We start from the raw sequence: 20,739 nt of genomic DNA, 5'->3' as shown, positions 1-20,739 counted from the left end.
GGTTTTCGACCTTTCCAGGACTCCTAATCCGTTTTTATTCGTTCCTCGGTGTGGATTTTAGGACTTTTAGGTGTAACCACTTCGACTGTTAGAATCCCTTGCTCTTTATCGCTCTTGGGATAATGGCGATGGGGTTGTATCTCTAACTGAGTCAGGGGGTATTGGTATTTATGCCCTGCTTACGTATAAGTCGCTTTTTTAGGTTCTGTTTCACCGTGAGTCTTCCCTATTAGCGCCAGTGTCAGCCCATAACAGCCGTCTGATTGCGCCCTGTTCCCAGCTTCAGTCTGTAAGATTCCGAGCTTACTCGCTGTGGGCAGATAAGGAGTCACCTCTGAGCTTGAGGGGAAGGACTTTCACCTTCATCCTGTCCGAAGTTCAACTCTGTTGAGTTGGATACTTTAATATGCCGAGGGGCATTTTGGGTATCAACGAATCGCACCACCCCATACATAAGTATCCTTGTAGGTGGTCACTGCACCCAGCAAGGTCGGTGGTTGGACAAAATAGACTTTACCATCTCGTAACTGAACCGCTTGACTCAAGTCCGCAGTGTATCCGCCTATGACTGTTGTACAAGCAATTGCTGTACTTAAGAAAAATGCTACACGCATTGTTTTGCATCCGGTCGTTCTATAGCGGGTAAAAGACCATACAGATAATTCCCTGTGGTTAGGAAACTAGAGCTAAATATCAGCTTTTGAATGCACGTTAGCACAACTTGAATAAAATCAACAGGAGCTATCGCTTCTGTTGTATCAGCCTCTGTTAATTCTGGTGGATAAGCTCATAGATTCGGTACACTGATTGTAAAGTCGAGTATGACAGAAGCACAAGAAGCAGGGACATGAGCCAAGATTCTAGTCGAAAAAATGCTGTCATACAGGTTGTGCCGCAGTCGCCTATTTTATGGACTCAAAATGTTATCTCAGACATTTTGCGTGTTGAACAACATCATCAGCCTGCAAATGGAACATCTCAGTGTTGTTTACCTAATTACCTACTCAGCATTCATCTCGGGCATCCTATTCAGCTAGAAAGGAGGGTAGACGGGCAACGTAGTAGCGATTGTATCGCTGTTGGGGACATTATGATTTCGCCTCCCCATCTTCATCGCCAGTTGTCTTGGGATACAGATGCAGAATTTTTGTTACTTCGCCTAGAACCGAAGCTATTTACTTGTGCTGTGCATGAATCTGTTGATGAGGATAATGTGCAAATTTTGCCACAGTTGAAAATTCGTGACCCCTTGATTCAACAAATCGGTTTGGCACTCAAAGCAGAATTAGAAATAGATGGATTGAGCGATCGCCTTTACGCTGAGTCAATGGCAAATGCGTTAACAGTTCATCTATTACGGCGCTACTCGACACGACAGCAGAGAATTCCAGCTATCTGTGGTGGATTACCCAGCTATAAACTACAACTGACGATTGACTATATCCAAGCCCATTTAACAGAAAACCTGTCATTAGAGGCGATCGCTACGGAACTAGGTATGAGCCAGTATTACTTTGCTCGACTGTTCAAACAATCTACTGGCTACTCTCCCTACCAGTACTTAATTAAATGCCGGATCGAACGCGCCCAGGAATTACTCATACAAAGTCAGCACAGTATTGCAAATGTTGCCCTACAAGTAGGTTTTGCAAATCAAAGTCAATTTGGTAGACATTTTAAGCGCCTCACCGGAGTGACACCGAAACAATTCTTCAGAAAATAGCAAGAATCTGCTAAAAACGCAAAAAACGGATATACCTGAGTACAACAGCTTTATATCGTTGGTTGAGTATTTCACATTGATTCTTCTGACCTAACCATACTCAGTCAACACAAGAGGATAATTTGATGCTCAGCGTTTTTAAGAATAATCCAGTTCTGGCAGAATTAGATATTTTTGTTACCCAGCCCGATCAACAGTGGTTATTGGTCGATAGTTTGATAACATACACCGAAAACATTCTGAAAAAACAGCCTGGATATACTGCTAGTGCAATTCATCGCAGCTTTGATGGCTTGCGTGTTATTAATTATGTGCAATGGCAGAACCAAGCGGATTACGATACATATATCAACAATCGAGATATTGCCCTAGCAACACAAATTACAGGTTTCTTGGCTCCAGATTCCCATCTCTACGAAATTTTCATGAGTGAACCTGCTGATAGTCCAATGCAAATCACGGCTGATGAGGGTCAATTGATCAATTTCGGCATCTTTAAATTGAAAGATCCCGCTAATCAACCTCGGTTTCTGGAGTTCACCGCAGAAGCCATCCAGCAAATCTCAGGACAATCTGGATTAATGACAACTCACTTTCATCGCTCGCTTGATGGCGCTCGTGCTATAAATTATGGGTTGTGGAGTTCTCAACAAGAGTACGCCAAAATGAATGCCAATCCCCCGATGGCTGAACCGCTGCTGCAAATGAGATCACTCGCGAATAACGAATTTCAAATGTCATTGTATGAAGTAGTGTTTACCTCAGTTTTATCGCCTGCCATTTTTCCTTAATCTTTTTTTACAAAGTCTAGTTTATTTCTGTCCTCCTACTTAGACATAATGAAATACAAAACTTAATGTAGGTTACACCCTTGGCACGAAACCCAACATTCATATTCGTTCTGATGGGTAACGCTTACGCTCTACCCATCCTATAAATAATTGTGACTGAAGTAAAAAATACTTAAATAATTTTGCAAAGTTATAACAACTTTGTAAAAGATTATTGACTTGTGTTGTCAAAGTGCCTTGTTAAGTTAGAAACTAAAAATATAAACACACGCAATTATTCACAATTATGCAGGCAGTTTCTAGCGTCGAACTTAAGCGACCGATTTGGCAAAATGTTGCCATATTAGCTTTAGGCTTTTGGCTCAGTGCCAGCTTATTTCTTGACTTGGTAATTATGCCTAGTCTTTACGTTTCTGGCATGATGACTCAAGCCAACTTTGCTTCAGCTGGCTATGCGCTTTTCTGGAATTTTAATCGTATCGAATTGCTGTCTGCTGGCTTAGTATTAACCAGCGTGTTAGCTGTGTGCAACAGCCAATCTCAGTGGCGTCGCGGTGCAATTATTTTGTCTGTATTACTGCTGGCTATCGCTTCTATTAACACCTACTTGTTCACTCCGCAAATGTCTGCCCTCGGAATCGAACTGAACCTGTTTGAGACAACAGCTGAAATTCCAGCAAGTATGAATATACTGCATGGTGGTTACTGGATTTTGGAAACAGTAAAACTATTGGCAGGTGGCACACTTTTGAGCTGGTGCTGGCGACGATAACTGGATGAGGAATGATCAATGATAAAACACTTCATTCCTCGTTGTTAAAAAATAACAGGCGTATTGCAAGTATGGCAAATCCCACGGCGGCGATCGCTTTCAACAACCTTGTAGGTAATACCTCTGACACCGCTCCCCCCGCCAAAGCTCCTAAAAAGCTAGTCAAAAGCAGTGCGCCAGCGGTACCAAAAAACACCGCACGCGGAGATTGACTACGACCTGAAAGCGCAATTGCAGCTAACTGGCTTTTGTCACCCAATTCTGACAAAAAAACCGTAATAAAGCTTAATCCTAAAAGATGCCAATCCATAGTTAGTCAAGAGTCAAGAGTTAAGAGTTTTTATCAGTCACACAGGTTAATTAACTAAATTATTTGGAAATTACCAAATCCGAAAATAACATTAACGAAATTAGCAGCAGCATTATCCCTGCTGCTTTTTCTATAGTTTTTGGGGAGAGTCTGCTAGCGATCCAACTACCTAACGCGACACCCAATAGACTAGTCATGACTAGCGCGGTGGCAGATCCCAAAAACACAACCCACGGAGAATGTGATTGCGCACTCATCAACAGAGTGGATAGCTGTGTCTTGTCACCAATTTCCGCCAGAAAGATGGTCAAAAATGTCGTGGCGAAGATGACTAGTGGGGTTTCCTGCTTAGTCGGTTTCTCACAATCCAAAGGTGACGACGCCTCAACTAAGGTAGTTGGACTATTGCTATCTAGTTCATCTTTTTGCTCTAGCTGGCTTTGGGTTGCAGATGTAGTAAGGTTCAAGGGCTTGGAGTCAAGTTTCACAGGCTGTATTTTTTTGCTAGTTAAGTTTTTTTCATATTTCTCTCATTTTCTCAAGATTTTTCACAAATAGCAACCGAGGACTCCCACTGATTTATTCCCTACAGGACTTACGCAACGAGATCCTCAGTTGTGGGAGGGTGTAAGGGGAGCCAGTGCCGTGGGCGGGTTCCCCGACTTGAGGCATCTGGTGAGACAGCGCTATGCAGTCCTTGTCTCCCGACCTAGGCGACTGTGTTCGCCCAAGCCGCGTGCCGCAGGCATACCCGAAGGGCGTGGTAAGGGTGTAGGGGTGTAAGGGTTTGAACACCTACACTCTTCTTCTAATATTTGATACTTTTGACTTGTTTTGCCCCTAGTTTTGGTCAAAAACCTACTGCTTGATCAAAACGCAACATCTCCAAGCTTCTGTCCCCATACACCCCCTCTATTTGCTGACGACAACAGTCAATGGCAAAATCGTCTAACTCCTCCGGCTCAATACCGTACATATCCAGAAAGATTTCTGATTCTACACGACAAAATCGCGGACGGTCTGGGTAAATGCGACATTCTCGCGAGTCTTTGTCGAAATTTATGCACCATCCTCCTTCACCTACCATGCTCAGATACAATTCCATCTCGTCTGGTAATAAATACTCATCTAAGTCAGGGCGCTCTGCTGGGTCAAGATGACAGCAGGCTCCACATTGCTTAACACATTGCCAAGTTGCCATGACAAAAACCTATTGTGAACGTGCTATTTTTTCAGCTTTTATAGTTTTTTTTATACTTTTGTTAAGTAAATTAAAGGCGACGGGCGATCGCCGGATATGATCTATTGCGGGTTTGATAATTACATGGCTATTTTTAAAGGAGGACAAATGGACGCTATATTCAATATATTCAGTGGTTTAGGCAATATTCATTGGGAAGTCATTTTTCAACTAGTTTTTGTTGCACTCATTATGTTAGCTGGCCCCGCAGTCATTTTTGTACTGGCATTTCGCAACGGTGACCTATAATCCGAGTGCTCAGATGTGAGTACAGGGAACGTAGGTGAATAGTATTTGGCTATTCAAGTCGGGAGGGACACGTGCCTGACTAGAAACTGCGGTAGTGGGAAACAATTGGAGTACCACGAACGAATTTCTACAAGGATAATTTCCGGTAGAAGCCTACACCGTAACTATTAGTCGGTGTAGGAGTGTCACTACTCATTGCTCAGCACTGATAAAGCTTGAAGAGCAGTTTGAAAAATCTGGTTGTATTGGGGTTGAGAAACATCAACTTCTACAGACTCTTGACGACTGCTTCCCAGTAGACCGATGCTGTGTCCTAGCGGAACGGCTAGAATTTTGCCGTCAGGATTTTGGATTCTCAATTCTGGTACAGAACCGTTTTTATAAATCCCACACGTGTAGTGCTGTTGATTGTACTCAAAAGTGGTTCTTAAAGGCGCTGACTGTGCAGCGAAAAAAATGTGAGACTGGGTTGGAAGCCTAACACCAAGTAACTCCAACTCGATAGTGGTGTTGCCATTAAAGTGATTTTCTCGTAGTTTGTAAGCGATATCCAGTCGCGGCGGTAGAGGAAAGTACTCACGCCAGCGCCAGGCGATCGCTTTAATTTTGTATTCCGAATCATCAATAGTTTGTGTTATGGTCAGCTTGATATGACCCTTGCCCACTATTTGTTGCTCAGTCACTCGAACATTAGATGTCCAAAATACAGGATCTGGGTTATCGATTCCGCACGGCTCTAAAACATTAAGCTGTTGATAAAACTGATGATGAATTTGATTGAGTAAAGCCGATGTGTCAATTTTCAAAAGTGGTTTCAGGTGCTGAGGTTCTAGACACTGATTAGCAAACTCACTCAAACGCGATCGCAACGCTTCTAAATTCTGTGATGGTAAAGAAAAGCCCCCAGCAGCTTTGTGTCCGCCAAATTTGCCCAGCAAATCCTGAGAATATTCTAAAGCGTCAAACACATGGAACTCTGGAATTCCACGCGCTGAACCGCGAATGTGCCCCTCATCCTCGTATGTCCCAATAAACACCGGCACACCGTAGCGTTCCACCAAGCGAGAAGCAACGATACCAATTACACCGTGATGCCAGTCAGATTTTACAATAACCAACACGCGGTCTTGCTGTAGAGAAGCGAGATATTCTATTTCTACAATTTCTCTTGCCTGATTCTCAATTTCCTGGCACATTTCCTGGCGCTGGCGGTTAATTGCTTCGCACTGCATCGCCTTTTCCAGCGCTATCCCCATATCGTCAGTCGTCAGCAACTCGATTATAATTTGTGGATCAGCAATACGACCAATTGCATTGATTCGCGGTCCCAAGCGAAAGCCTATATCTTCCGGCTTTAGCGATTTTGAATTTTGAATCTTGAATTTTGACGTCTCGGCTCCGCTCGACGTACTAGCTGAGCTAAGTCGTTCGCGTAGCGTGTCCGGAGGACATAGCTTTGAATTTTGAATTGACTCGTCCGCTTGTCCTGGACTCAACTGCACCCCAGACATCTGAATCAAAGCTAGCACTCCAGGTAGTTTGGATTTAGGTAAGTGCTGCAAACCGCTTTTTACCCAGTGACGGTTTACACCCGTTAGGGGAGCGAGATCTGCGATCGTTCCTAATGTAAACAGTTCCAGCATCGAAGTTAAAATGTCATCATTAGCTTGTCCCAATTTTTGAGCAAGGGACACAGCCAAAATGTAGGCGACACCAACACCAGCAATACCTCGGTAAGGAGAAGATTCTCGTATTAGTTTGGGATTGAGAATGGCGTGGGCTGGGGGTAATTGTTGAGGGATATCATGATGGTCGGTGATAATAACTTTTAGACCAAGTTCTCTGGCTCTGGCAATTGGTTCAAAAGCTGAGATGCCATTGTCTACAGTCAGAATTAATCCTACGCCTTCGCTGTGGAATTCTTCAACAATGCGTTTATTGATACCGTAGCCTTCATGCATTCGACTGGGGATAGCATAATCGACTTGAGCACCCAACCAACGGAGACTACGCAAAAGTAAAGCAGTGCTTGTCATTCCGTCAGCATCGTAGTCACCGCAGATGGCGATTTTTTCACCAGAGGCGATTGCATTGTGCAATAACTCCAGACTCATTCCCAAATCAGGAAAGTCTTCCAAAGGCGAAGGTAATATCAGGTTTCCTGAATTTAAAAAAACTTGTGCTTGTTCTGGTGTTTCAATACCTCGATTTATCAGCAATTGGTTGATTAAGGGCGATAAACTGGTTGTTTGCCCCATCTGTTGCGCCAATTCTGTTTTTTGAGGATAAATTTGCCACCTTTGGTTAGGTAGTTGTTGATGAGGACGGTGAGACAGCGCGAATGACGGCTCTCCCGACCTAGGCGACTGCGTTCGCGTAGCGTGCGCTTTGCGCTTACCCGAAGGGGAAAATTCAGGTGTGAATTTGTCTAACACTATTAGAGATGAGGAATTTGAACTACCTACACTTTACCTGTACTTAGGCAACTACGGAGTATCGTGTCCCTGTTTCTCCAAAGTTTTCAGCGGGAGCATCCTTTTAATATCAACGTAGATTTTAATTTTGCCGCATATAGCAATCCTATTTGATTTGTGTGAAAGTGCCTGCGCTTTGCGCATAAGTCGCGCAGGCTCAGATTCCCGACTTCTTTTATAAGTCGGGAATTTTGTTAGAAATGATTTAGGACTGCTAGAGTATCACAAATATGTTTTGAAGAAAAATAAGATTTAAATTAAATCACTTTATTTTTCCCTCATGGATACTTCTTACTACTTCTGCCACTAGCTTTCTGGGAGTAAATCTTACTAATTCAGCGAGGATCTTATTTTTTACACCCGGAATAACAACAGCTGTGCTCGCGAATAAACCAGCATAGCCAATTTTGGCTACACTTTCTGCACTCATCATCTTCTTGTTTTTGAGCAGTTCAGAGTCAGCCATCCCAGTTATTTTATGAAAATCTGATTCTGTTGGTCCTGGACAAAGGACTGTTACAGTGACACCTGTATCTTTTAACTCATTAGCTAGCGCTTCTGAAAAGAATAAAATATAAGTTTTAGTAGCGGAATAAACCGCCATTAAAGGTCCTGGTTGAAATGCAGCGGTGGAGGCAACATTTAATATTTTTCCGTTGCCTTGATTGACCATATCCTTTAAGAATAATTTCGTTAAATGAGTTAGAGATACCAAATTGACCTGTAACATTTCCATCTCAGCAGTGAGGTTGGTTTCGTTAAATAAGCCATAAGTCCCAAATCCAGCATTGTTCACCAGCACATCAACCTTTATCGATGCTTGTTGCAAGTCTGTAAAAATTTCTTCTGGGGCGGTTGAAATAGATAAATCTTTTACAATCTTGATCACATAAATGCCGAACTTTTTTGGAAATTCTTCCGCTATTTCAGAGAGTTTTTGTCCATTTTTATCTACTAAGACAAGATTGTAACTATCACGGGCAAAAAGGTGTGCTAATTCGTAACCAATACCACTAGCTGCCCCTGTAATTAGGGCAGTTTGTTTTTGCTGATTTTGGTATGTAATTCTCATACACGATGTCCGACTGAAATTTTCACCAACAATGAATATTTCCTACCTTAAATTACAAGCTTTGCAGAAACTGCTCATTTTAATAGATATGAGCGATTAAAAATATCTATGCAAATGGCGGCAAGGAGTGTATTATGTCAATACCAAAAAAAGAGACAATTCTTAATAAACAACCCTAAGTTCCCTTGTGGCTGAACTTAGGGTTTTGCCCAATCGCGCAAACTGCGGATCGCTTGGCTACGGGATAACTTTGGTGCAATGTGAGCGTCTTTATGGACACCCCTAGAGTTATTTTCTGATCTGTAGTGGTTTTTTAGAGATTTGGTATAGAGATTGCCAGAAGTCGAGAATCTGTTCTGCTACAAGAGTCGGCTGGAAGAAGTGAAAGAAATGCCGTCCTTTTTGACATTCCCAATAGCGATCGCCCTCCATCAAAAACGGTCGCCATCCTTCCAGGGCGTCGGGTTCTACAATGATATCGTTAGTGCTACCACAAACCATTAAAGGCGCAGGGACTGGACAGGGAAGCACGCTTTGTCGTTTAAACAGGGAGTGAGGTGAGAGCGAGCAATCTAAGTCTTGTTCCAAAATCTTCTCTAGACGCTTGAGTGCGGGTTCAGTCTGATAGCCAAATAAGTTATACACCATTGCATTGAGAATTTTTTCCCGAGTCAAGGATGGGCGATGGCTATAGTAATGAGCTTGCCAGTCAACTGCTGCATCAGCACCCACAGCTAATAGGGTTAAAGATTTAACTTTTTCTGGATACCGACGTGTATATAGTAGCCCGAGTAATCCTCCGGTGCTGTGACCAATCAGATGCACAGGTTGCTTGATTGATTGAAGATATTCATCCAGCAGGAGTATTGCAACATCTAAGGAACTAGGTTCATCCTTAGTTTGTGTATATTCCCACTGGGCAATAGTTACAGAACGTGACAGTTCACGCAACAATGGTTGAGCAAAGCATAACAAACTAGGGCTTGTGTTCAACCAAATGGCTTCTGGTTGTTTAGACATTTATTTATCCTGTAAGTAATTAGAGTTGTCAATTTCTCGTCAAGCTTATGAATCGCTAACAGTAATAAAAGAAGTTAGCAGTTAACTGTGAGCTATTGCTCATACATTGGCTGATGAGGATTGAAGCGGGACACCTCAAACAGCGTTATTTCCCCAGCCCATAACAAAATCAATCCAGCATGGACAACATGAGCGCCCAGTAATTTACCTAATAGATTGGTGAGACGAAAGTTACCAGCCCACCAAGGTGAGTTGGTCAAGTCTTGCTGCACCGACAACGGATGTGTAGAAGTTGTCATTTTACGCCTGTCTGAAGTTTGTTGAGAATTTTCTTTAACAACTGTAGAAAAAAGCTTACACTAAAATCAAAATTAATGAAAGAATCTCTCATTAATTCTTTAAGTTTAAGGAAGATGGGCTTTCTTTGCGCCGATGCAGCGTGCAGCAAAGAAAGGATCGGCGCACGAGATTAGCACCCTTAATGTGGGGCATTTTGATGGATCTGCTGGCGTGTTGTGGATTTCAACGGCAAGATCGACCGAGTTAGGGTGAACTCGGTTAAGGCGATAAGCCGGAAGCTGATCGCATGTGGTATCGCACACTCGCTGATTGCCCGTGGCGGCGATATGTCTCCTAAGCGCCCTTTGTTTACTTCTATTGAACGGGCGAGAAGACGAAAGCGTTTATTTGAAGAAAACCCAGAAGTTCAGACCTATGTAGAGGAGGAAGAGGATGCGCCAGACGAATGATGCGATTAAAATCATTGACAAAATGACTCGTATGTCTGAGTGAGGGAACTCCTTCAGGTAAGCCGACTCGTGGAACCAGAAAATCTAAGGCGCAAGTCTTGGAATCCCACGGCTTTTTGTCCAAATGAGCACGCAGTGCGATATTTGGGCAGCCGTGGGAGGATGTCAACAAGTATTACAAGTAATACCTGACAGTTGTGACAACTCGACTCTTTTGAGCACGTAAAGCATTTTTCAAAAACAAAGTTGTTTGATTATGCAAAAGACCTTCCCACCAATTACGAGTTACAAACGCAGGAATAATTACAGTTGTGTAAGTGTCCTGATAACGGTCTTCAAACTCACCAACAAATTCGACAATAGGAGATATCACAGAACGGTAGGGTGATTCGATAATGACCAAAGGAATGTCTGCCTCCAATTGTCGCCATTCTTCTTGCAGTTTATCTCCTTCTGTAGAACCAAGATCTACGTGAATTGCAACAATTTCATCAGCAATCGTGCGTGCGTAGTCCAAAGCCTCTACTGTTCCTCGATTCAGTTGTCCTACCACAACCACAGCAGGGTGGGTGACAACTTCTGGTTTTGGTCTGGGGATATAACCTCTCGGGGGTAATCCCTGAATACTAAGACGTTCTGTTACGTATTGATAGTGACGGTGAATGGCTAAAAAGATGCTGACAAGCACAGGAATTGCTACGACGACTAACCAAGCCCCGCCCATGAACTTAGTTGATATAATGACTCCTAGAACCACAGCTGTCGCAATAGCTCCCAAACCATTCATCAAAGCGCTTGGAAGCCAACCTGGTGTGCGTTCATGGAACCAGCGGCGTACCATCCCAGCTTGAGATAAAGTAAAGGAAGTAAATACGCCTACTGCATACAAGGGAATAACAGCATTGACGTTTCCTTTGAAGATGATGACCAAGATGGCTGCACAGACACTGAGAAGGATGATGCCGTTAGAGTAGACTAGGCGATCGCCCAACAGTGACAATTGTCGCGGTAAAAATCCATCTCGTGCCAAAAAGTAACAAAGTCTGGGAAAATCTGCATAGCTGGTATTTGCAGCTAAAAGCAGGACTAGCAGTGTAACAACTTGGACAAAGATATAAAGTGGTCCTGTTCCGAGAATAACCCTACCCAACTGAGAAACCACAGTTTGTCCCTCTTCCGGAACAACATGGTATGCGTTGGCTACATAGGTAATTCCTACAAACATAAAACCCAGAATAACGCCCAAGTAAAGCAATGTGAGGCAAGCATTTTTCCACTCTGGTTCCTTAAAAGCTAAGACACCATCGGATATTGCTTCAACTCCCGTCAGCGCCGTACATCCAGCAGAAAAAGCCCTCAAAATGAAAAACAAACTGAGTCCTTCTTTGACAGGTATATCGGGATATTGTGTCGGTACTAGCCCAGTCGCTTGTTGAAATAACCCAAGGGCAATCAACACAAAAATGCTGACAATAAAGGCATAAGTAGGAATCATAAATATCCTACCTGATTCCTTTACACCTCGAAGATTTGCCAGCGTCAATAGGAAAATAAAAATCAAGCAAAGGCTGACTGTAAAGGGTTCCAGGACTGGAAATGCTGAGGTGAGGGCTGCAGTACCCGCAGATATACTGACGGTGACTGTCAAAATATAGTCAATCATCAGAGAACCCCCTGCCACCAGTCCTGGGTATATACCAAGGTTTTCTCTGGCAACAATGTAGGAGCCACCGCCTTTGGGATAAGCTCGAATGGTTTGTCGATAAGAAAGCACAACTATTGCTAGTAGGATGATAATTGCTATAGCAATAGGCAGAGACAAACCAAGAGCGCTACTCCCCGCTGCTACTAAAACCAGCAGAATCTCCTCTGTAGCGTAAGCAACCGAAGACAGAGCATCCGATGAAAGCACTGCAAGAGCAGCAGCGTTACTCAATCGCTCTTCAGCATGAGCACTTGTCGGTAACGTTTTACCGAGTAAAAATTGTTTAATCTGTGGGTAGAGGGACATAGAAAGTCCACCTGACAACTATATTTTTTATCCTCACTCTGTGGAAAGAAAAATTAACCACAAAGTTTAGAATATTGCAATTTTGCCAGATTAATCACCAATTGAACTTAAATTTTACAGGAGATGTAGCAGAGCTTCTCTAGTTCGATACGTAAGTAATTTTTCATACCTTATTCCTGGGTAGCTGATTCTAGCCAGACTTCCACATCATCTGCTAGCAAATTGTGTGCAGCTTCCAGCATTGATGCGGCTATATCCTTGAGGTCTTCGCGGTTATTCAAGTAAGTTCTTAGGGCTTCTATCGGGTCGATGCTATTACTCGCGCTTAATTCCGGAACACGGGGTCGAGCTAACTGACTAACCAATTCTGGTTGAATGGTGTAGGTATGCGCAGGAGTTAAAGCAGTATGCAGCGAGGCGCTATCTATCAAATCTAATTGCTCAGAGCGAAGTTTGTAAATAAGCCGCACAACAGCATCTTGGATATCACGCTTGGCTAAAGCTTTCATGATCACCACCTGTGGATCTTCAGCTTTGGAAAGATCTACCTCAATTGTGTGGAAAGCCCGAACTGGTAAAGGACAAAATTCCCATTCAACGTGACCTTTCTCCAATTCTACCATAACGTAGCCCTTGTCCTCCTTTTCTTCGCTAAAATCCACACGCTCAATACTCCCTGGATAAATCACGGGAGGGTTATTAGATTTATTCAGGTTTTGATGGCGATGGACGTGTCCTAGGGCTACATAGTCAAAACAAGGTCGCGTCAGCAAAGATAGGGGAAGTGTAAAGCCTTTACCAACTGCTAAAAAACGCTCAGCTCCCAAATTTGCATTATCCATCATCAAGTGACCCAAAAGAACAGTTGGCACATTGGGGTCAAGTCGGCGAATTTCTCCTTCTAGAACAACCCGCAGACGTTCAGTCAGCAGTTGGTTGACTTGGGCCAGAGATGCACCTTCTGTTTCCTGGCGAGTCATGAGTGTAGAACGGGTTAGCCAAGGCAGAGTGATAACCTGCACGCTTCCATTAAGGGTTTGAATGCGATGAGTTTTTAAGGTATCACCTACGACAACTCCTGGGACTCCTAAAGCACGGTAAATACATAGACTGGCTCCACCCTGTCCTTGGGTGTGTTGGTCGTGGTTTCCCACCAACAGGACTGTGGGGATGTTTGCATCGACTAGGCGTCGAAACTGACCAGCAAAGGCTTCTTGTACATAGGGTGCTGGTGTCGCATCGGGGAAAGCATCACCACCAAATACAACCAAATCCACTGGTTCTGCTAACGCTCGGTCAATACATCGAGACAAAGTATTGACAAAATCTTCCAAGCGTGTATTCAATCCTGTTTCAGGATGAATTCGTCCGTGGGAGAATCCGCTTCCCATGTGGATGTCGGAGAGGTGGAGGATTTTAATCATAGTTGTCCTTCGTGATTGGTGATTTGTCTAATGCTTTATTATTGAAAAATGACGATTAGTCTGTCTATTAAATTAGAACGCTTACCGAACAGTTTACCTTTAAGCCGATAAGTACTGGTGATATCTAGGGGAAGAAAATCTGATATGAACGCAAATAATAATTATTTTGAAAACTTAAAAAATGACCCAAGAAGTACAAAAGAGTTAGTCAAATTAGCACTAACTGAAGAAGATGATGAGACTTATTGGGATTTAGTGTGGATTTTGCGATCGCCGTTCGCGGAGCGTGCGCTTTGCGCTCAGGCGGGCACTCTGTGCCATCGCGTGGTAGCTATGAAGAATTTGAAGCGGCATCACGATTGTGTGAAAGTCAAAATCCAGAAGAAAGAAGTTTAGGAGTTGATATATTAGGATATTTAGGAATACCAGAAAGAAGTTATCCAAAAGAATGTGGGGAAATTCTTTTAAATTTATGTCAGAGTGAAGAAAACCCTAATGTTCTTTCTTCTATTGGATATGCTTTCGGACATTTAGGGGATTCGAGAGGCGTTGTACCATTGGTCAAGTTAAAAAGCCACAGAGATGTAAATGTCCGTATGGGCGTTGTTTTTGGCTTGCTGTGTCAAGAAGATGAATTGGCAATTCAGGCAGTGATTGATTTATCTTGTGACGAGGATGAAGGTATCAGGAACTGGGCAACTTTTGGTTTGGGTTCTCTAATAGAAACTGATACGCAAGCCATTCGAGATACTTTATTTCAACGTATGATTCTGGAGATAGGAGAAGAAGACACCACATCTGAAATCCGTGGAGAAGCATTGTTGGGTTTAGCGATTAGAAAAGATGAGAGAGTCATTAATCCATTAATAGCAGAACTCTCCTGTGGCTGCGTGGGTACATTACCTGTTGAAGCAGCAAAAGAAATAGAAGATGCAAGACTTTATCCAGTTTTGATTGAGTTACAAAAATGGTGGGATGTGGATAGTGAGTTATTGGAAGAGGCGATAACTAGCTGTCAACCCAAACATTAATCTTATTGAATCGTGGACAGATAAAAGTCAAACAGACGTTCAATGCCTCTATTCAATCATGCAACGACCCTTACCACCAATCGATGCAGCAACAAAAGCTGAATTAGCAGCTTTGGAACAGCTTTTTAACCAAAATACTCGTTAAACTTCCTGAGAAATTCTTTTATCGAACCGCAGAGGCGCAGCGAAAAGTTGTAAGCAGGAGCCAGTACTTGATGAGGGTCTCCCGACCTAGGTATCTGGCGTTGGTTTCCCTCCGTAGCAAACTTTTCAAGACAGAGTAAGCAGAGGAAGAGAAAGAGAGAGTTAGGGGAAATTCTTCTTTTCCCCATCACCTCATCTTCCGATCTTGTTAAATATGAATACCACACTCAGTCTTACCAGTACCCCGCCAACGTCCAGCGCGTTCATCTTCGCCTTCACCTACTTTGGTTGTGATAGGTTCATCGCCAATACTGGGATAACCTTGGTCATGTAGGGGGTTATAGATGACGCCGTGTTCAGCGACATATTCCCAGCTTTGTTTGCGTGTCCAGTTCGCTAAAGGATTGATTTTGATACGGTTGTTGCTGTCAAGTTCAAATACGGGCATATTAGCACGGGTGACAGCTTGGTCGCGACGACGTCCGGTAATCCAAGCGACGGTATTGAGTTCCGCTATACCTCGTTGCAATGGTTCGATTTTGGTGACTTCGTGGAATTTAGCAATATCTGTATCCCAAAGTGCTTCGCCATATTTTGCAGCAAAGGCTTCGCGAGTGTCTACATCTGGGGTTTTGTAAACTTTGAGATCCAAATTGTAAGTGTCTTTGAGTTTAGCAACCAGTTCTAGAGTTTGGGGGAAGTGGTACAGCGTGTCGAGGAATATAACTGGGACTGGGTGTTTGAGAGCAACGTAGAGGATATGCGTAATGATAATGTCATCTACGTTAAAGGCGCTGGTTTGCACGAGTCCAGTTGAAATATTTTCCGCAGACCACGCCAGTATATCTCTCGGATGAGCGGTTTCAAATTTTTGATTGAGTTGGTCTAGGTCAAAAGCGGCGGTTTGGGATGTAGTCGCTGGTGAAACAGTCATAAATTCTTCTTTAGTCCAATGAGTTTTTTTGCTTAGTTATATCAATTTTACACCACAAAGGCACATATATCGGTCGGAATTAAGTAAGTACCATATTCGGTAACCTTTGCCAAGAGGCGACGGGTCTAAGTAACTCAAAATATGTCTCGTATGTCTCGTTCCTTGTCTCTGGCAAGGAATGCAGCAACGGAGGCTCTGCCTCTTGAGTCACTGCAGGCAGAGCCTAAGCGCATTGCATTCCCAGGCTGCAGCCTGGGAACGAGAATACAGGAAAACTGGGGAGGTGATATGTGTAACAGGTTATTTACAAGAATATACACAAAACTTTACATGTGAGACAGTTTTGCAGAAGTCTTTATCTTGAGTTAAGTAAGAACTACTGCATTTGTTAACCTAGGTTAAGGTTTTTTAAGTTTTACTATGTTTTTCTTCATATATGAGAGTAAAACTGTTACTCTTAATGAAATCTTTAAAAATAAGGGATTATACACATGAACGGTTCCAAAACTCCAAACCAACTGAGCCAGTCTTTAGTTATGGGAGCTTTGGTCATGCTCACCAGCGCTGGTGTCATCACTATCATGAATCTTTTCTAAAGCAACAATTCTCATTTTTAGCAAATAACTTTACAAAACCCATTTCAATTATGAGATGGGTTTTGACATTGCTAGGATTTATCTTGGACTGAACAAAGGTTGGACAGTGAATCAATGTGCCCAGAAACTCCTGGCGTGGTACGATCGCCATTGCAGACCATTGCCTTGGCGTCAGAAAATCAACATCTATCACACCTGGGTGTGTGAGGTGATGAGTCAACAAACTACTCTGGCTGTGGTTGTGCCAAAGTTCTCAGAATTTGTTAAGCACCTTCCTACTGTTTATGATCTTGCTGCTTGTGATCAAGAGATATTGCGTCAACTTTGGTCAGGATTAGGCTATTATGCTCGTGCCCGTAACTTAAACAAAGGTGCAAAGTTTATTGTTGAGAAGTTGGAAGGTCATTTTCCACAATCATACTATGAGTGGTTGAAAATTCCTGGCTGTGGATCTTACACGGCGTCTGTGATTGCAAGTATTTGCTTCAATGAAAAAGTTGCCTGTGTTGATGGTAATGTTGTGCGAGTTGTGAGTCGTTTGCTTGGTTTATCTGAGGATGTGTGGAGTTCTTCTGGAAAATCAGCAATTCAAACTTATGTAGATCAGATGATTCCTGAGGAACGTCCTGGTGACTTTAACCAAGCAATAATGGAGTTAGGAGCTACTGTCTGTCGTAAATCGAAACCTCTGTGTCTTTTGTGTCCAATACAGAAAGAGTGTTTGGCTTTTGCACACAATTGTGTTGAAATTTGTCCTCCCAAAAAACCACGACGTGATACGGTGGATGTGGAGTTGTTTGCTTTGGTCTTTTGGAGGAAGGCGACAGATACGGTGGCGATCGCCCACAGAACAAAAGGATTTCTCTCCAATACCGTTGGGTTTCCATTAATCCCTGCAACTGAAGCTTCAGAAGTCAAGCAGGTTCTTCAATCTCTGCTACATCTTCAATTTTTGGAACTGTCTAGCAAATTTTCACACAATATCACCCATCATCGGATTTCAGGAAAAGTTCTCGTCGTGCAAGAGTTGGAAAACCCAAGCATCACTACAGAGAGTGTTCTTTGGAGGGAACTTGGTTTGTCACAATCTTTTGACTGGGTTCCAAGAAGTGTTGTTGCTTCAAAACTTTCTACTTCATTCGACAACAAAGTTTTTAAGCTTTTTGCGAACTATAAGTAGGTGGGCGCGAAAATTAATAACTATGTGCGTTATATCCGCCTGAAGTAAATTCCGTACTGTTTGCTGCAACTGTGATAGTACTTGTTCACTCAAATCTTGTACTTTACCGGTGAGTACGCCTTGAACTAAAGTTCAAGGCTAATAGATCAAGTCCGTTAAAACGGACTCAAAGACTAACAAGAGTCCGTTTTAACGGACTTTGGTTTTGAGCCAAGAAATTTATTTATTGGGGGACGAAAAAGCACATGCAAGATCTGAGCCTTAAACTCGTGCGGCTTCGCAGCCAGCAAAATATGAAAGAAACACCTTTTTCCCTTACACCCTTACACCCTTACACACGCCAGATACCTAGGTCGGGAGACCCTCATCAAGTACTGGCTCACGCCACATGCACGCCACTTGCTACAACGGGGGGAACCCCCGCAACGCAGTGGCTCCTCAACGCGCTTAACCCGCGCACGGCAGTGGCTCCCCTACACCCCTGTGTTTCTTGAAAGTTCAGCGCGTTGATGTTCTTGTTGTGCAATTTCCGCACCAGTGGGTAACAGTTCTGCTATGTTTTAAGAAAAATTTCTTAGAACGAACAGTTCAACTCAAAACTTTTTTATGGAACGTGTTCTCAAAAGTGGACTTGGTTGGCGTATCGGCTGGAACCCAGCAGCGCCAGAGTTCAAAGGTTTAGTGGGTACAGATGATTGGGCGATCGAGTTAACTGAAGCTGAATTGAATGATTTTTGTCGGCTACTAACGCAACTAGCAGACACCATTCGGCAAATTGCAACTGAATTAATGGATGAGGAAAAGATTACCTGTGAAGCTGAAAGCGATTTATTATGGATGGAAGTCGAAGGTTATCCTCATGCCTATAGTCTGCGTTTTATCCTGAAAACAGGGCGTTGTGCAGAAGGTAAATGGGATGATTCCGCTGTTGCTGGTTTGTTGAAAGCCTCCCAGATGCTCAAAGTTTTTTAAATTGAGGTCTTGATAATTGTGGTTTTTGATGTTATGCTTGTAAAGTTGACTACGGGGCGTAGCGCAGCTTGGTAGCGCGCCACTTTGGGGTAGTGGAGGTCGTGGGTTCGAATCCCGCCGCTCCGATTGAAGGTTCAATCACTGTGGTCTATTTATCTGAGGTTTATTTATCTGAAGATTGCTGTAATGTTGGTCAACAGATGATTTGTTTGCTGTTGAGACAACAAGAATAATCGGTAATTCGTCCATTTGTTCAAAAAATGTTCCAAAAAATTCAGCTTGCTCCGCAAGCAAGAATAAAGGAAAAAGAAAAAAGGGTAAAGGGCAAAAGAGTAAAAGTATAAAGGGCTACTGAGTCTAGAGTGTAGAACACGCAACGCGAAAACCGTTGTAGTTGTAGACTCTGACGCCCGCACTGAAGATGAAGCGATACGCCGAACGGCAGTAACCGGGATTGCTGAACCAAGAACCACCGCGCAGCAGGTAATGGCGATTATCATTATCACTTTCATCGAACCACGCACTTCCGTCTGTGGGTGCTCCTTCATAATTCTCATGCCAATGGTCAGCACACCACTCCCACACATTCCCATGAATATCGTATAATCCAAAGGCATTCGCTACGCCGAAGTTACCTACAGGTGTTGTTTCTTCTCGATAGATTCCTTTGGAACCTTGACCATATGATGAACCCGACCATTTACGATCTTCACTATCTGTACCATCATAATTTGCTAAATCAGTCGAAATTGTCTCGCCAAAGTGAAATGGAGTTGTAGTTCCGGCACGAGCTGCGTATTCCCATTCAGCTTCACTAGGAAGTCGGTAAGGTCTTTTGGTGTGCTCCTTTAGGCGATCTTCTACGAAGCGGCTAAGCCGATCGCAAAACTCGACAGCATCATACCAAGAAACTTGTTCAACGGGGCGATTTTCTCCTTGAAAATGTGAAGGGTTAGGTTTTAGTTCGCGGTTAACCTGTGGAAAAGAGGCGACTGCCTTCCACTGTGCTTGAGTGACAGGATACTTACCCATACAAAAGGGTTTAATGGTTACTGTATGTTGAGGGCTTTCCGATTCACGGTGTCCCAGTTCATCTTCTTTTGAACCCATAAGAAAACTGCCGCCTGGAATCAGCACCATTTCTAGCTGTACTTCATTGCCCAAGTCTTCTATAAAATATTGTGCTGTCTGCTTTGAACGGTTAATAACTATTTTTGGCATTTATTTCTATCTGCTTGATTTTCTGGAGGCGACGCTGTGCATATTTAAGTTTGATTTGAATTCTATAATAAAAGAACTCAACGCCAGCGAGACAACGGTTATGCTTCCATCCGATCTCAAAATTGCGTTACCAAGCACTGACGAACTTCCCTGCTGTGACGATATTCCTGTGGATAATGAGGATCAGAATTTTTTGCCGAATGTTTTACTATTTTTATTGAACTCAATTTGGGCAAATCGCATGGATTGGTTCTTCGGTGTAGATATGGCAGTGTATCACACTACCGGGGTCAATCCGAGAGTACCTGTCGTGCCAGATGCTTTTTTGAGTTTGGGAGTAGAACGGAAAAAAGGTGGTAAGTCTCGCAAAAGTTACGCAGTCTGGGAAGAAAATGATGTCGTCCCAATACTCACATTAGAAATGGTATCTCATACACCAGGGGGTGAATACGAGGAGAAGCTGGCTATTTATACAAAACTTGGTGTTTTATACTACGTGATTTACAATCCGGAATTTTGGCGGCGCGACCAACATCAACCGTTTGAAGTGTATAAGTTAGTAAATGGGAACTATCAGTTGCAGATAAGTGAACCATTATGGATGCCAGAGATAGGATTAGGCATTGGCCGGCATCAAACAGTGATTGCTGGTATTCAACAGGAGTTCTTATCTTGGTACGATCAGCAAGGAAACCGCTATTTGACAGATGCAGAACAGGTACAGCAGGAGCGTGAGCGAGTTGAACAATTAGCGCAATATTTACGTTCTCTTGGTGTAGATCCAGATAATTTACCTGGCAAATAAAATTCAGTTCGCTCTGCTTGC

The 20,739-nt window shown here is 43.1% G+C and carries 20 protein-coding genes, 1 tRNA gene and 1 pseudogene; 10 read left to right on the top strand and 12 right to left on the bottom strand.

The genetic code is table 11. The features are described 5' to 3' along the window. Positions 1–428: 428 nt before the first annotated feature. Positions 429–614 carry a hypothetical protein gene (locus DP114_RS17145; protein ID WP_171975126.1) on the bottom strand — a complete coding sequence of 62 codons (186 nt, stop codon included), beginning with the start codon at positions 612–614 and terminating at the stop codon, positions 429–431. A 233-nt stretch (positions 615–847) separates the two neighbouring features. On the opposite strand from DP114_RS17145, the gene DP114_RS17140 reads away from it, so the two are divergent. The 3 genes from DP114_RS17140 (at position 848) to DP114_RS17130 (ending at position 3,286) form a co-directional block, all read left to right on the top strand. Continuing rightward, the gene (locus DP114_RS17140) at positions 848–1,723 is read left to right on the top strand and encodes a helix-turn-helix domain-containing protein (protein ID WP_169267655.1); all 876 of its coding nucleotides are present in this window, start codon (positions 848–850) and stop codon (positions 1,721–1,723) included. Between the two features lie 125 nt (positions 1,724–1,848). Continuing rightward, positions 1,849–2,514 carry a hypothetical protein gene (locus DP114_RS17135; protein WP_171976667.1) on the top strand — a complete coding sequence of 222 codons (666 nt, stop codon included), beginning with the start codon at positions 1,849–1,851 and terminating at the stop codon, positions 2,512–2,514. Positions 2,515–2,800: 286 nt separating this feature from the next. Continuing rightward, complete coding sequence (locus DP114_RS17130; protein ID WP_169267657.1) at positions 2,801–3,286, top strand: DUF4149 domain-containing protein; 486 nt, start codon at positions 2,801–2,803, stop codon at positions 3,284–3,286. 31 nt (positions 3,287–3,317) lie between these two features. On the opposite strand, the gene DP114_RS17125 is transcribed toward DP114_RS17130, so the two are convergent. From DP114_RS17125 to DP114_RS17115, 3 genes are all read right to left on the bottom strand, one after another. Further along, a complete protein-coding gene (locus DP114_RS17125) occupies positions 3,318–3,596 on the bottom strand; it encodes a TMEM165/GDT1 family protein (protein ID WP_169267658.1) in 279 nt (92 codons plus the stop codon). Between the two features lie 59 nt (positions 3,597–3,655). Beyond that, positions 3,656–4,084 carry a TMEM165/GDT1 family protein gene (locus tag DP114_RS17120; RefSeq protein ID WP_169267659.1) on the bottom strand — a complete coding sequence of 143 codons (429 nt, stop codon included), beginning with the start codon at positions 4,082–4,084 and terminating at the stop codon, positions 3,656–3,658. A gap of 362 nt (positions 4,085–4,446) precedes the next feature. Beyond that, positions 4,447–4,797 carry a YkgJ family cysteine cluster protein gene (locus tag DP114_RS17115; protein WP_169268313.1) on the bottom strand — a complete coding sequence of 117 codons (351 nt, stop codon included), beginning with the start codon at positions 4,795–4,797 and terminating at the stop codon, positions 4,447–4,449. A gap of 147 nt (positions 4,798–4,944) precedes the next feature. Here DP114_RS17115 and psb30 point away from each other — a divergent pair, with 147 nt between their 5' ends. Next, positions 4,945–5,085, top strand: coding sequence for a photosystem II reaction center protein Ycf12/Psb30 (psb30, locus tag DP114_RS17110; protein WP_211178731.1), 141 nt, complete (start codon positions 4,945–4,947; stop codon positions 5,083–5,085). 188 nt (positions 5,086–5,273) lie between these two features. Here the strand turns inward: psb30 and DP114_RS17105 are convergent, their stop codons facing one another. The 4 genes and pseudogenes from DP114_RS17105 to DP114_RS17090 all read right to left on the bottom strand — a co-directional run. Then, positions 5,274–7,421, bottom strand: a complete 2,148-nt coding sequence (locus DP114_RS17105; protein WP_171978222.1) for a single-stranded-DNA-specific exonuclease RecJ — start codon at positions 7,419–7,421, stop codon at positions 5,274–5,276. Positions 7,422–7,821: 400 nt separating this feature from the next. Continuing rightward, entirely contained in the window at positions 7,822–8,631 is an 810-nt protein-coding gene (locus tag DP114_RS17100) for an SDR family NAD(P)-dependent oxidoreductase (RefSeq protein ID WP_169268314.1), read from the bottom strand. Between the two features lie 288 nt (positions 8,632–8,919). Further along, entirely contained in the window at positions 8,920–9,651 is a 732-nt protein-coding gene (locus tag DP114_RS17095; protein ID WP_171976666.1) for an alpha/beta fold hydrolase, read from the bottom strand. Between the two features lie 95 nt (positions 9,652–9,746). After that, a pseudogene (locus DP114_RS17090) lies at positions 9,747–9,950 on the bottom strand (chlorophyll a/b binding light-harvesting protein); the annotation flags it as partial. 249 nt (positions 9,951–10,199) lie between these two features. On the opposite strand from DP114_RS17090, the gene DP114_RS34420 reads away from it, so the two are divergent. Continuing rightward, positions 10,200–10,400 (top strand): hypothetical protein, encoded by a 201-nt coding sequence (locus DP114_RS34420; protein WP_216669915.1) that lies wholly within the window; start codon positions 10,200–10,202, stop codon positions 10,398–10,400. A gap of 175 nt (positions 10,401–10,575) precedes the next feature. Here the strand turns inward: DP114_RS34420 and DP114_RS17080 are convergent, their stop codons facing one another. After that, on the bottom strand, positions 10,576–12,411 hold the full coding sequence (locus DP114_RS17080) for an APC family permease (protein WP_169268316.1): 1,836 nt from the start codon (positions 12,409–12,411) through the stop codon (positions 10,576–10,578). A 170-nt stretch (positions 12,412–12,581) separates the two neighbouring features. Beyond that, positions 12,582–13,835 carry an exonuclease subunit SbcD gene (gene sbcD, locus DP114_RS17075; protein WP_169268317.1) on the bottom strand — a complete coding sequence of 418 codons (1,254 nt, stop codon included), beginning with the start codon at positions 13,833–13,835 and terminating at the stop codon, positions 12,582–12,584. A 245-nt stretch (positions 13,836–14,080) separates the two neighbouring features. Between sbcD and DP114_RS17070 the strand changes: the two genes are divergently transcribed. Next, positions 14,081–14,866, top strand: coding sequence for a hypothetical protein (locus DP114_RS17070; RefSeq protein ID WP_246162563.1), 786 nt, complete (start codon positions 14,081–14,083; stop codon positions 14,864–14,866). Positions 14,867–15,218: 352 nt separating this feature from the next. On the opposite strand, the gene cysH is transcribed toward DP114_RS17070, so the two are convergent. Next, the gene (gene cysH, locus DP114_RS17065) at positions 15,219–15,944 is read right to left on the bottom strand and encodes a phosphoadenosine phosphosulfate reductase (protein WP_169268318.1); all 726 of its coding nucleotides are present in this window, start codon (positions 15,942–15,944) and stop codon (positions 15,219–15,221) included. Between the two features lie 651 nt (positions 15,945–16,595). On the opposite strand from cysH, the gene DP114_RS17060 reads away from it, so the two are divergent. The 3 genes from DP114_RS17060 (at position 16,596) to DP114_RS17050 (ending at position 18,818) form a co-directional block, all read left to right on the top strand. After that, positions 16,596–17,720, top strand: a complete 1,125-nt coding sequence (locus DP114_RS17060) for an A/G-specific adenine glycosylase (protein ID WP_171976665.1) — start codon at positions 16,596–16,598, stop codon at positions 17,718–17,720. 606 nt (positions 17,721–18,326) lie between these two features. Then, on the top strand, positions 18,327–18,692 hold the full coding sequence (locus DP114_RS17055; RefSeq protein WP_171976664.1) for a DUF1818 family protein: 366 nt from the start codon (positions 18,327–18,329) through the stop codon (positions 18,690–18,692). 52 nt (positions 18,693–18,744) lie between these two features. Continuing rightward, positions 18,745–18,818 (top strand) — tRNA-Pro (locus tag DP114_RS17050). Positions 18,819–19,049: 231 nt separating this feature from the next. Here the strand turns inward: DP114_RS17050 and DP114_RS17045 are convergent. Continuing rightward, entirely contained in the window at positions 19,050–19,913 is an 864-nt protein-coding gene (locus DP114_RS17045) for a formylglycine-generating enzyme family protein (protein WP_169268541.1), read from the bottom strand. A gap of 100 nt (positions 19,914–20,013) precedes the next feature. On the opposite strand from DP114_RS17045, the gene DP114_RS17040 reads away from it, so the two are divergent. Next, positions 20,014–20,718 (top strand): Uma2 family endonuclease, encoded by a 705-nt coding sequence (locus DP114_RS17040; RefSeq protein WP_169268544.1) that lies wholly within the window; start codon positions 20,014–20,016, stop codon positions 20,716–20,718. The last annotated feature ends 21 nt before the right edge of the window (positions 20,719–20,739 follow it).

Source organism: Brasilonema sennae CENA114, from assembly GCF_006968745.1.
Lineage (GTDB): Bacteria > Cyanobacteriota > Cyanobacteriia > Cyanobacteriales > Nostocaceae > Brasilonema > Brasilonema sennae.
This window is presented reverse-complemented; position numbering and strand designations above follow the sequence as displayed.